Here is a 12029-nt window from a genome sequence, read left to right as displayed (position 1 = left end):
TTGCGTCAAGTGACACCCCCCTCTGGCTTGCCAGCCATCTCCCCCTCAAGGGGGGAGATTGGCAGTTTCGCCAACCCTGCAATTACGATGAAGATTTTCGAAAACCAATTTGGCATCTGATCTCCCCCCTTGAGGGGGAGATGGCTGGCAAGCCAGAGGGGGGTGCTGCCTCGCTCCGATCCTCCTCCCGCAGGCAAACCCCATAATGGCCTTCGGACCGCACCTCCTTCTGGCAACCCTCGAAGGCCTCGTAACCTCTGCGGTTCTGGCGCTCATGGCGCTTGGACTGTCGCTCGTCTTCGGCGTCATGCGGGTGGTCAATGTCGCGCATGGTGAGTTCTACATGCTGGGCGCGGTGCTTGCGTGGTGGGTGTCGAGCCTCGTTTCGGGCCACCCGGCCATCGGGTTTCTCGCAGCCCTTGTCATCGCCCCGCTGATCGTCGGTGCCGTTGCGCTCGTTGCCGAAAGGCTCGTTCTGCGCCGCTTGAACTATAATCCAGAAGCGACGATCGTCGCGACGATCGGCCTTCTCTATATCATCCAGCAGGCGGCCCTGACCTTCTACGGCCCCGACGCCCGGCCCGTCTCACCGCCTTTCAACTATCGCATCCTGCTGCCCTGGTTCGGCTATTCCGGCTACAAGCTCGCGATCATCGGTGTCTCGATTCTCTTGTTGATCGTGACCTGGCTCGTCCTGACGCGGACAAGGGCCGGGTTGATCATGCGCGCGACGCAATATGACCGCGAAACCGCGCAGGCCTTCGGCATTGCAGTCGACAAGGTCTATGCGGGCGTGTTTGCGCTGGGTGCGATGCTGGCTGCAATCGCCGCCGTTCTGATCGTGCCGATCAGCCAGGCCCATTATCTGATGGGCTTCGACCCGCTGCTGCTCTCCTTCATCGTCGTCATCATCGGCGGGCTGGGTTCGCTGCGCGGCACGGTCGTTGCCGCATTGCTGATCGGCGTCAGTGACGGCGTCATATCCATGTTCTTCTCGCCAACGCTGGCAAAAATCATCGCGACAATGCTGGTTGCCATGGTGCTAGTGTTCCGTCCGTCCGGCCTGTTCGGCACGGCGGTCAAATGATGGAACGCGGCGCATCGACAAAAGCCATCGTGCTTCATCTGGCGGTCATTGCCGGGCTGGTCGCGCTGAATTTCGTGCTGCCCGAATATCATCACGGCGTCATGGCGCGCATTCTGGTGCTGGCAGTATTCGCCATGGGCTACAATCTGCTCTTCGGCTATGTCGGACTGTTGAGCCTCGGCCATGCGATGTTCTTCGCCGCCGGTCTTTATGGTGCGGGGCTCACCGTCTACCATCTGGAATGGAGCGTGCCGGCGGGCTTTGCAGCGGGCATCGTTTCCGGTGCATTGCTTTCCGTGGTCATCGGCGCGCTCGCGCTGCGCACGACCGGCGTCGCGTTCATGATAGTCACTATGATGTTCTCGCAGGTCGTCTATCTGCTTACGCTCTATTTCAGCGAATGGACGCGCGGTGATGAAGGGCTGGTGCTGCAGGCGCGACGTATGGAGTTCGGCGCATTTCAGCTCAACCTTGCCGACCCGACCACGCGTTACATGCTGGCGCTTTCGCTCTTTTCGATTGTCCTGCTGATCACGCTGGCCATCGTGCGCTCGCGCCATGGCCGCGTGCTTGTGGCGATCCGCGAGAATGAGGAACGCGCACGCATGCTGGGTTACGACACCTTCGCCAACAAGCTCTTGGCGGTCGTGGCGTCGGGCACCATTTGTGCCGCTGCGGGTGCGGCCTATGCGCTGCTGTTCGGATATGTCGGCTCGTCTTTCGCCGCCGTTCACTATTCCATTTTGCCGCTGCTATGGGTGCTGGTCGGCGGCACAGCCACGACGCTTGGGCCGCTGCTCGGCACGTTCGTCATGTATTATCTGATCGATCTGTCGAACGATTTCATCAACGCCTACATACCGTCCTGGGACATCAGCTATCTGGGCATTGTCGGCGTGGCGCTGGTGCTTCTCGTGCTTTATTTCCCGAAAGGCATGCTTGGAGCATTGCGTGACCGCTGGTTGAGGTGGCTGCCATGAAGCCGCTTCTCATCACCAAAAATCTTTCCAAGCATTTCGACGGCCTGCGTGCCGTAAACGATGCGAATTTCACGCTGCCGGGCGGCGAGATACGCGCCGTCATCGGGCCGAATGGCGCGGGCAAGACGACCTTCGTCAACATGATCAGCGGGCGCACGACGCCGTCCTCCGGCTCCATCTTTTTCGACGGGCAGGACATCACCGATCTGCCTGCGCATCGCCGCGTTCGTTTGGGCATCGCCTACACGTTCCAGATCACCAGCGTCTTCGCCAATCTGAGCGCTTACGACAATGTCGCGCTGGCCGTTCAGCGCGGGCTTTCCGGCCACAGCCTCGATCATGAAATCATGTCGGCGCTGGAGCGCACGGGCCTGGCCAGCTATGCGCAGACGCAGGCGGGAAACCTCGCCTACGGGCATCAAAGGCTGCTCGAAGTCGCGATGGGTCTTGCGCTTAAACCGCGCCTGCTGATCCTCGACGAACCGACGCAAGGGCTGTCCGATGGCGAAATCGAAACCTTCATCGAACTGGTGCGCGAGATAGCGCGCGATGCGACGATCATGCTGATCGAGCACAATATGCAGGTCGTCATGGCGCTGGCGGATCGCATAACCGTCTTCGAATCCGGCAGCATTCTTGCCGAAGGAATTCCTTCCGAAATCCGCGAAAACGAAGCGGTGCAGCGCGCCTATCTCGGATCAACCGTCGATGGATAATGCGCTGACGATCACCGGCCTCGATTGCTTCTACGGCGAAGTGCAGATTTTGCACGGGCTGAACCTCGACCTGAAGAAGGGCGAGGTGCTTTGCCTGCTCGGCCGCAATGGCGCAGGCAAGACGACGCTGCTCAAGGCGATCATGGGTCTTGTGCCCGCACGGTCAGGATCGATCCTGTTGGGCGAGCGTGAGCTGACAACGCTTGCCGCACATGAAGTGCCGAAGGCGGGCGTCGCCTATGTGCCGCAGGGCAGGCGGCTTTTTGCCGAACTCACCGTTGCCGAGAATATCGAAATCGGCCTGATGGCGCGCGGCAAGGGCAAGCCGACGCGCGACAGCGTGCTGGACCTGTTTCCGATATTGCGCGAGAGGCTGAAACAGCGCTCCGGCACGCTTTCGGGCGGCGAACAGCAGATGCTGGCCATGGCCCGTGCCTTGTGTCTGGAGCCGGACGTTCTGTTGCTCGATGAGCCGACCGAAGGGCTGATGCCGTCGATGATCGCCAAGATACGCGAGACGGTGACGGAACTGCGCAGCCGTGGCGTCTCGACCATTCTGGTGGAGCAGCGCGTCGATGCAGTACTTCCCGTTGCCGACCGCATCGCCTTCATCGAAAACGGTCGCAACCGTGAAACGGTCACGGTCGAAACGCTGCGCGCCGACCCTTCGCTGGTTCGCCGTTACGTCGGCGTTTAAACCAGCTTTACACCCGCATCCTTCATCCGTGCGGTCATGGCTTCCAGCGATCCGCCAAGATCAATCGCCCGGCATGCATCCATGCGAACCGTCGTATCGAAGCCGTGTGTAACCGCATCGAGCGCGGAAAAGGCGACGCAAAAATCCGTCGCCAACCCGACAAGCGTCACCGAATTGATGCCGCGCTCCTTCAGATAGCCCGCAAGACCGGTGGGCGTCGTGCGGTCGTTTTCAAAGAATGCCGAATAGCTGTCGATCTCGGCGCGGAATCCTTTACGCACGACGAGTTCGGCTTTCGTCCATTTGAGCGCGGGGTGAAAGGCAGCACCGCCCGAACCCTGAATGCAATGATCCGGCCACAGCGTCTGCTCGCCATAAGGCATGGTGATCGTCTGGAACGGCTCGCGGCCGGAATGAACGGAAGCAAAGCTGGAATGCCGCGCCGGATGCCAGTCTTGCGTTAAGATCACGTGGTCGAAGCTGCGGATCATATCGTTGACCAGCGGAACGATCTCATCGCCGCCGACGACAGCGAGCGCGCCGCCGGGGCAGAAATCGTTCTGCACGTCGATGACGATCAGGGCTTCTTGGCTCATTCCCGGCTCCTTCTGCGTGTATATTAGCCAAAGCGGCAAAGGGCCGTTACGTCAATCCGCTACCGGGAAAAACGCTAAATTAGGACAAAATTTCTGACAGCTTTGCATGTTGAGAGAAATTTCTCATTTCAGGCCAAAATGCAAAACAAACCGCCTCGATGCCGCATAAGATTGGAAAGGAGTTTCGGTCAGCAATCTTGACCCGATGGGCATTTCCGTCATAGAAAATCCGCGACACAAGAGCGCGCTTTTCCCGCTTTTTCTCCGGTTTCTTTTGTTATTAGAACCGGCGCACCATATTCGGCGCAATTCTTCAGCATGTCACGAAAGGTTCCGTAAGCATGCAGCCTGTATCCGCACAAGCGCAAGACGATCGTTCACCGAAGTTTCCGATCCCGGCAAATGTCTATGCCGAGACGATCGTATCGGTGAAACATTACACGGACCGTCTGTTCTCTTTCCGCGTGACGCGTCCGCAGACGCTGCGTTTCCGTTCGGGCGAATTCGTGATGATCGGCCTGCCGAATGCAGAAAAGCCTGTCTTCCGCGCCTATTCGGTTGCCAGCCCAAGCTGGGACGAAGAACTCGAATTCTTCTCGATCAAGGTGCCGGATGGTCCGCTGACCTCCGAGCTGCAGAAAATACAGCCCGGCGACACGCTGCTGCTGCGCCAGAAGGCGACCGGCACGCTGGTTCTTGACGCACTGACGCCTGCCAAGCGCCTGTTCATGATTTCGACCGGCACCGGCATTGCGCCCTTCGCCAGCCTGCTGCGCGATCCGGATACTTATGACCGCTTCGAGCACGTCTATCTTACGCACACCTGCCGCGATGTGGCCGAGCTTTCCTATGGCCGCGAGCTTATCGATGCGCTGCAGGACGATCCGCTGATCGGTGAACTGACGCATGGCCGCGTGACGCTTTACAACAGCACGACGCAGGAAACCTCCGAGCGCATGGGCCGCATCACCGCACTCATCGGTTCCGGTAAATTCTATACGGATCTCGGCATCGAAAAGCTGAACCCTGAAACGGACCGCATCATGATCTGCGGCTCGATGCATATGCTGAAAGACGTCAAGGAACTGGCCGAAAGCCTCGGTTTCGAGGAAGGCTCGCTCAACAAGCCAGATAGCTTCGTCGTCGAGCGCGCTTTCGTCGGCTAATCTACCGTATACGCTGACCGTCCGTGCCGAAGCGGTATGTGCGGTTGGCGTCGGGCGTTGCATAAAGTTCCTGTCCGGGATCGGCCTGATACTCGCCGAAAATGCGCACTGTGATCAGTCCCGTCTGTTCGCTCTCCAGATAAAGATTGGTGTCCGCGCCCAGATGTTCTGCGTGGATGACCGTGCCTTTCCAAGTGCCGGATTTGGCGTTGACAGTCAGATGCTCCGGCCGAACGCCGATCGTGGCCGCCTCGTCGCCGACACGCTTGCCGTCGATGAAATTCATCTTCGGTGAGCCGATAAAGCCTGCCACAAACAGATTTGCCGGATCGTTATAAAGCTCCATCGGCGCGCCGATCTGCTCGATGCGCCCGGCGTTCAGCACGACGATGCGGTCGGCCAGCGTCATCGCCTCCACCTGATCATGCGTCACATAGATCATCGTTGCGGAGAGATGCCGGTGAAGCCGTGCAATCTCCAGCCGCGTGTTGACGCGAAGTGCGGCGTCGAGGTTTGAAAGCGGCTCGTCGAACAGGAACAGGCTCGGCTCGCGAACCAGCGCCCGGCCGATGGCGACACGCTGGCGTTGCCCGCCCGAAAGCTCGGCGGGGCGGCGGGCGAGGTATGGTTCAAGCGAAAGCATCGAGGACGCATCCGCCACGCGTTTTTCGATTTCGGCGGCCGGTGTACCTGCCTGTTTGAGGCCAAGCCCCATATTGTTCTTGACCGTCAGATGCGGGTAGAGCGCATAGGTCTGGAACACCATGGCGATGCCGCGTTTTGCGGGCGGCACGTTGTTCACAGCCTTGCCGTCGATCTTTATGCTGCCGGACGTCGCATCCTCGAGCCCGGCGATAATGCGCAACAGCGTGGATTTTCCGCAGCCAGAAGGCCCAACGAAGACGATGAGTTCGCCATCCTTCACATCCAGATCGACGCCCTTCAGCACCTCGACCTGGCCGAAGGATTTCTTGATGTTTTCGATTGTTAAAGAGCCCATGCGCCGCCCCCGATAGAATGAATTTCCCCCACTCCGACCCTTCGGGGCACCTCTCCCCCTGCAAGGGGGAGAGGAACCCAGGCTGGAAAAGCGCCGGCCTCGCGGCAGCGTTTCCTCTCCCCCGGGCAGGGGGAGAGGTGGTTTGCGTAGCAAATCGGAGTGGGGGTGTTTGCCCGCATCACAACATCACCGCCTGACCGCTGCGAACGCTTTCGTCGGCGGCAAGGCAGACGCGCAGCGATTTCACAGCGTCGTCCATATGGCGCGTCAGATCGATATCCTCGCGAATGGCTTTCAGCACAAAAGCCTGTTCCAGATCGCAAAGCTCCTGATGGCCGGGCTCGCCTGCCATGGAAAGCAATTCGTCCTGCCTTGCGAATGCGCCGTCCGCAGCGGTCTTCGCGCTGTGCAGCTTGATCGTCGAGGTCTTGGTATGCGCGTCGATGTCGTCGGATTTAGCATTCTCGTCCATGACGATCGAGACCGACCCGTTGGGCGACATGACATCCTTCACGAAGAAGGCCGTCTCCGAAATCATCGGCCCCCAGCCTGCCTCGTACCAGCCAACCGATCCGTCATCGAACAGCACCTGAAGATGCCCGTAATTATACATGTCGTCGGCAATTTCGTCCGACAGGCGTACGCCCATGCCGCGCACCTGAACGGGCTTGGCATCGGTTATCTGGCACATCACATCCAGATAGTGCACGCCGCAATCGACAATCGGCGAAGTGGTTTTCATGAGCTGCTTGTGGGTTGCCCAGGTCGCGCCGCTCGATTGCTGGTTGAGGTTCATGCGGAACACGTAAGGCCCGCCAAGCTTGCGTGCTTCGGCAATCAGCCGCATCCATGAAGGGTGGTGGCGCAGAATATAGCCGATCACCAGTTTGCGGCCATTGGCCTTCGCAGCGGCCACCACACGCTCCGCATCGGCGACGGTGGTCGCCAGCGGCTTTTCCACGAAGACGTGGCAACCAGCTTCCAGCGCCTTTATCGCATATTCGGCATGGCTGTCCGAATAGGTGTTAATCGACGCGACATCCGGCTTCAACTCGGCAAGCGTCTCCTCGAACGAGCGGCGGATTTTATAAGCTGACAGTTCGGACGGCAGCGGCACATCGGATCGGTTGACCATCGCGACGATCTCGAAGCCCGGATTGTCGTGATAGGCGAGCGCATGGCTGCGGCCCATATTGCCAAGCCCGGCCACCAGCACGCGCAAGGGTTGATCTTTCGTACTGCTCACTTGACTGCCCCGGATGTGATGCCGCGGATAAGCTGCCGCGAGAAGATCAGATAAAGAATGAGGACGGGCAGGATGGCGAGCGACAGTGCTGCCAGAACCGCGTTCCAGTTGGTCACGAATTGCCCGATGAATATCTGCGCGCCGAGCGTCACCGTCTTGGTGGCTTCCGAAGGCGCAAGAATCAGCGGGAACCACAGATCGTTCCAGATCGGGATCATGGTGAAGACGGCAACCGTCGCCATGGCCGGGCGCACCAGCGGCAGCACCAGCCGGAAGAAGATGCGGTATTCTGAAAGGCCGTCTATTCGGCCCGCATTTTTCAGATCGTCGGAAACCTGCTTCATGAATTCGGAGAGAATGAACACGCAAAGCGGCAGGCCCTGCGCCGTGTAGACGAGGATCAGCGCGGTCAGCGTGTTGACCAGCCCGCTTGCCACCATCAACTGAAGGATCGCGACCGTGCCGAGGCGGATCGGTATCATGATGCCGAGCGCCAGATAGAGCCCCATCAGGCTATTGCCCTTGAAGCGGTATTCAGAAAGCGCGAACGCCGCCATGGCGCCGAAGATCAGGACAAGAGTCAGCGAAACGACGGTGACGATGACACTGTTCTGGAAATAGAGGAAGAAATCGCCCTGCCGCAGAACGGTGGTGTAGCCGATCAAATCGAAGGTTTCCGGTGTCGGCAGCGAAAGCGGCGAACGGAAGATCGCATTGCGCGACTTGAACGAGTTGATGATGATGACGACCACCGGGAAAAGAGCGATTGCGGTGTAAGTCAGCAGGATCGCATGGGCTGCGATATTGCGGGGAAGCGATTGCGTCGCGCGGCTCATGGCGCCATTCCTGAAATGTGAAGCACCCCCGCTCCGGCCCTTCGGGCCACCTCTCCCCCTGCCCGGGGGAGAGGAACCCAAGCTGGATTAGCTCTGGTGTTGCGGCAGCGATTCCTCTCCCACGGACAGGAGGAGAGGTGGCGAGCGGAGCGAGACGGAGTGGGGGCGCTTGTCATTTTTATCATCCCCTCAGAACTGATACCGACGCAGGCGCGTCTGGACGGCGAAGAGATAGAGGCACACGCCCGCGAGAATGATGACGAACATCATCGATGCAATGGTCGCGCCCATATGCATATCGCCGGTCTGCAACTGGAAACCGAAGAAGGTGCGGTAGAGGAAAGTGCCCAGAATGTCGGTTGCATAGTTCGGCCCGGCCAGTGCGCCTTGCGCCGAATAGATCAGGTCGAAGGCGTTGAAATTGGCGACGAAGGTCAACACGGAGATGATGCCGATCGAGGGCAGGATGAGCGGCAGCTTTATCTTCCAGAATTGCGCCATGCCGGTAATGCCGTCGCATTCGGCGGCCTCGATCACCTCGTCGGGAATGGAAAGCAGCGCGGCATAGATCAGCATCATGGGAATGCCGACGAACTGCCAGACCGAGATCAGGCTGAGCGTCGTCAGCGCATACTCTTCCTTGCCAAGCCACGGCGTGAACCAGCTTTTGAGGCCAACCATATCCATCATATTGGGCGCGATGCCCCAGAGCGGGCTGAGTATCAGCTTCCATGCAAAGCCGACGATCACGAAGGAAAGGATCGTCGGAATGAAAATCGCAGTTCGATAGAAACTCGAAAACCGCAGCTTGGGGCTGGAAAGCAAGGCTGCCAGTGCGATACCTATCGGGTTCTGCACCAGCATGTGAATGATGAAAAACCACGTATTGTTGCCCAGCGCGTTCCAGAAGCTGGCAGACCAGCGCGGGTCGCCGAACAGGGTGCGGAAATTGTCGAACCAGACGAAGGACAGTTCCTGCGCCTGCGTCCGGAAGAACGACAATTGCAGCGTGCCGAAAAGCGGCAGGATCATAACGATCGTGTAGATCAGAACGGCGGGCGCGAGAAAGACCGCGATGTGCCAGCGGATCGGCCTCCTGCGTTCTGTTTCTTCCGCCATTCGATTTTTCCTGGTTTCAGCGAAATGGTTTTCGCATCTGCCCCTCATCCGCCTGCCGGCACCTTCTCCCCGCAGGCGGGGAGAAGGAAGGATGGGGCTTATGTCTACGCTATTTTCCCTCATGGGAGCATCCACCGCGCCATTGATCCTTCTCCCCGTTCACGTGGAGAAGGTGCCGGCAGGCGGATGAGGGGCGTCGTCGCTGCCTTACTTAGCCGGCTTGTACCAGCTATCGAGACCCTTCTGGAGCTTCTCACCGGCGACTTCAGGCGTATCGGTGCCGTTGATGACATTGGCCGATTCGACCCAGGTTTCGTTTTCGAGGTTCGGCGTGCCGCGCGACAGGATCTGGTAGGTCGAGCGGATCGTCGGCTTGCACTTTTCGCGCCACGAAACGAATTCCTGCGCCAGCGGGTCTTCCATCTTCACCGGCGTCGAGGACAGGCTGAAGAAGCCCGGCAGCGCATTGGCGTAGATTTCGGCGAATTCCGGCGATGCGACCCATGTCAGGAAGGTTTTCGCAGCTTCGGGATTCTTGCTCTTGGCGTTCAGGCCGATGCCAATGTCGTTGTGATCGGAGATGTAGCAGGTGTCACCGGCGTTTTTCACCGGTGGCGGGAAAGCGCCCATCTTGAAATCGACCTGCGTGTTGAACACCGAGATTTCCCACGAACCGGCGGGGAAGATCGCTGCGCGGCCGAGCGTGAACAGGTTCTGGCTGTCCGGATAGCTTTGCGCTTCGAAACCGTCGCCCAGATAGTCCTTCCACTTAGCAAGAACGGCATATGGCTCGACCCATTGCGGATCGGTCAGCTTTTCGGTGCCCTTGATCAGCGCCAGGCGGCCTTCTTCACCCTTCCAGTAGGTCGGGCCGATATTCTGGTAGCCCATTGTGGCGGCTTCCCAGAGATCCTTGGTGCCCATTGCCAGCGGGATGTAGGTGCCGTCTGCCTTGATCTTGTCGAGGGCTGCGAAGAATTCGGCCTCGGTCGCGGGCGGCGTGATGCCGAGCTTTTCGAAGGCGTCCGCATTGTAGATGAAGCCGTGAATGACGGACGCCATTGGCACGCAGAACGTCTTGGAGCCGTCATCGGTGGTCCATGCGGATTTCGCGACGTCGGAGAAATTCTCCATGCCCGGCAGCGAGGTCAGGTCGGCGATCTGGCCCTTGTTGAAGAGTTCGAGCGAGGCGTCGAAGGGGCGGCAGGTCACGAGGTCGCCTGCGGAACCGGCGTCGAGCTTGGCATTGAGCGCCGCGTTGTATTCGGTTGGAGCCGAAGGCGCGAAGACGAGCTTGATGCCGGGGTTCTTGGCTTCGAATGCCGGAATCAGCTTTTCCTGCCAGATGGCAAGGTCGTCATTGCGCCAGCTTTCGATGTTGAGCGTCACATCCTGGGCGAAGGCGGCACTTGCCGAGCCTAGAATGCTGGAGGCCAGAAGCAGCCCCTTAAAATATCCATTTCCCATTTTATTCTCCCTGTTGACCTGTTCAGGTTCGGTTTTGATGAGAGGCTTTGTTCCCCTCGAGTTCCGAAAGGGCCGGCCTTAATTTCTGGCCTGTCCCTTCGAGAAGTTCTCTGGCAGCATCGATGCTCTTTGCCCCGGCGGCCAGAAGAATTGCCGCTTTCACGGAGCCGTTACTTTCCGCGAGGCGCTTTTCCGCCTCTGCCTGCGTACACCCTGCGATAGAAGCGACGATGCGCGCGGCGCGTACACGCAGCTTGATATTATCAGCATGCAGATTGACCATATGGCCGTCATGGACATGGCCGAGATGGATCGCCGCCAATGTGGACATGAGGTTCAGCGCGATTTTCTGGGCGGTTCCCGCACCCATGCGCGTCGAGCCTGCGACGACTTCCGGCGGCGTCTGCAGCAGGATTGGAATGTCTGCGGTTTGCATCAGCGGCGTGCCGGCATTGTTGGCTATCGCGATCGTCTCCAAGCCAACGCGTTTGGCTTCGGTAAGTGCCGCCAACGCATAAGGCGTCGAACCGCTGGCGCTGATTGCGATCAGGCAATCGCCTTTTTTCAGGCCATTCGTTTTAAAGTCCGAAAGCGCCTGATCGACATCGTCTTCGGGCGCACCTGCAAGATTGGTCAGCGCCTCAACACCGCCTGCCAGCATGATAATTATGCGGTCGCGCGGAATGCCGAAAGTGCCGGGAAGTTCGAGCGCATCGGCCAGCGCCATCAGGCCGGAGCTTCCGGCTGCTGCATAAGCGATGCGACCGCCATTGGAGAGGGTGCGCGCGAAGCACTTCGCAGCGTCTACGATCTCGGAAATTGCGTCGAGCGGTACTTTGGCGGCTTCGATCTGCGCGTCATTCAGAAGTTGAAGAATAGCCTCGGGCGACTTCGTGTCGAGCCCGTCAGCATCCCTGTGCATCGCTTCTGTACGCGCCAGCACCATATCTGTTCTCCCATTGCGCTCGACAATACCAAAAAAATACCACTTGTCTAGCGGCGTTAACGATTGTCAGGAAGGCAAAAGGGTGAGTTTTTGAAAAATTAAACAATTACAGCTAGTTGTTGGTTATCCTATAGATCGGCTGGCCTTGTAAAAATTAATCCTTGGCTATTGGT

General features: G+C 58.9%; 12 protein-coding genes. 5 read left to right on the top strand and 7 right to left on the bottom strand.

Going from position 1 to position 12029, the window contains the following annotated elements; translation table 11 throughout:
- The first annotated feature begins 205 nt into the window (after positions 1-205).
- Genes ABFT80_RS00125 through ABFT80_RS00110 form a run of 4 tightly spaced genes read left to right on the top strand, consistent with a single transcriptional unit; the run spans position 206 to position 3480 of the window.
- Positions 206-1087 carry a branched-chain amino acid ABC transporter permease gene (locus ABFT80_RS00125; protein WP_347969832.1) on the top strand — a complete coding sequence of 294 codons (882 nt, stop codon included), beginning with the start codon at positions 206-208 and terminating at the stop codon, positions 1085-1087.
- Positions 1087-2067 (top strand): branched-chain amino acid ABC transporter permease, encoded by a 981-nt coding sequence (locus ABFT80_RS00120; RefSeq protein WP_347970793.1) that lies wholly within the window; start codon positions 1087-1089, stop codon positions 2065-2067. The genes ABFT80_RS00125 and ABFT80_RS00120 overlap by 1 nt, the downstream gene beginning before the upstream one ends.
- Complete coding sequence (locus ABFT80_RS00115; RefSeq protein WP_347969831.1) at positions 2064-2783, top strand: ABC transporter ATP-binding protein; 720 nt, start codon at positions 2064-2066, stop codon at positions 2781-2783. Before ABFT80_RS00120 ends, ABFT80_RS00115 begins: the two co-directional genes overlap by 4 nt.
- Positions 2776-3480 (top strand): ABC transporter ATP-binding protein, encoded by a 705-nt coding sequence (locus ABFT80_RS00110; protein ID WP_347969830.1) that lies wholly within the window; start codon positions 2776-2778, stop codon positions 3478-3480. The genes ABFT80_RS00115 and ABFT80_RS00110 overlap by 8 nt, the downstream gene beginning before the upstream one ends.
- Here ABFT80_RS00110 and pncA read toward each other — a convergent pair.
- Positions 3477-4076, bottom strand: a complete 600-nt coding sequence (pncA, locus tag ABFT80_RS00105; RefSeq protein ID WP_347969829.1) for a bifunctional nicotinamidase/pyrazinamidase — start codon at positions 4074-4076, stop codon at positions 3477-3479. The genes ABFT80_RS00110 and pncA overlap by 4 nt on opposite strands.
- A 341-nt stretch (positions 4077-4417) precedes the next feature.
- On the opposite strand from pncA, the gene ABFT80_RS00100 reads away from it, so the two are divergent.
- Positions 4418-5242, top strand: a complete 825-nt coding sequence (locus ABFT80_RS00100) for a ferredoxin--NADP reductase (RefSeq protein ID WP_347969828.1) — start codon at positions 4418-4420, stop codon at positions 5240-5242.
- A 1-nt stretch (position 5243) separates the two neighbouring features.
- On the opposite strand, the gene ABFT80_RS00095 is transcribed toward ABFT80_RS00100, so the two are convergent.
- The 6 genes from ABFT80_RS00095 to ABFT80_RS00070 all read right to left on the bottom strand — a co-directional run bounded on the left by ABFT80_RS00095 (position 5244) and on the right by ABFT80_RS00070 (position 11856).
- The gene (locus ABFT80_RS00095) at positions 5244-6242 is read right to left on the bottom strand and encodes an ABC transporter ATP-binding protein (RefSeq protein ID WP_347969827.1); all 999 of its coding nucleotides are present in this window, start codon (positions 6240-6242) and stop codon (positions 5244-5246) included.
- Positions 6243-6420: 178 nt separating this feature from the next.
- Complete coding sequence (locus ABFT80_RS00090) at positions 6421-7488, bottom strand: Gfo/Idh/MocA family protein (protein WP_347969826.1); 1068 nt, start codon at positions 7486-7488, stop codon at positions 6421-6423.
- Positions 7485-8324: a carbohydrate ABC transporter permease gene (locus tag ABFT80_RS00085; RefSeq protein ID WP_347969825.1), complete on the bottom strand. Its 840-nt coding sequence runs from the start codon at positions 8322-8324 to the stop codon at positions 7485-7487. Before ABFT80_RS00085 ends, ABFT80_RS00090 begins: the two co-directional genes overlap by 4 nt.
- Positions 8325-8513: 189 nt before the next feature.
- On the bottom strand, positions 8514-9443 hold the full coding sequence (locus ABFT80_RS00080; protein ID WP_347969824.1) for a carbohydrate ABC transporter permease: 930 nt from the start codon (positions 9441-9443) through the stop codon (positions 8514-8516).
- 207 nt (positions 9444-9650) lie between these two features.
- Positions 9651-10910 carry an ABC transporter substrate-binding protein gene (locus tag ABFT80_RS00075; RefSeq protein WP_347969823.1) on the bottom strand — a complete coding sequence of 420 codons (1260 nt, stop codon included), beginning with the start codon at positions 10908-10910 and terminating at the stop codon, positions 9651-9653.
- Positions 10911-10932: 22 nt separating this feature from the next.
- Positions 10933-11856 (bottom strand): N-acetylmuramic acid 6-phosphate etherase, encoded by a 924-nt coding sequence (locus ABFT80_RS00070; protein ID WP_347969822.1) that lies wholly within the window; start codon positions 11854-11856, stop codon positions 10933-10935.
- Positions 11857-12029: the final 173 nt, after the last annotated feature.

The organism is Foliimonas ilicis, from assembly GCF_039939195.1.
GTDB classification, from domain to species: domain Bacteria; phylum Pseudomonadota; class Alphaproteobacteria; order Rhizobiales; family Rhizobiaceae; genus Foliimonas; species Foliimonas ilicis.
This window is presented reverse-complemented; position numbering and strand designations above follow the sequence as displayed.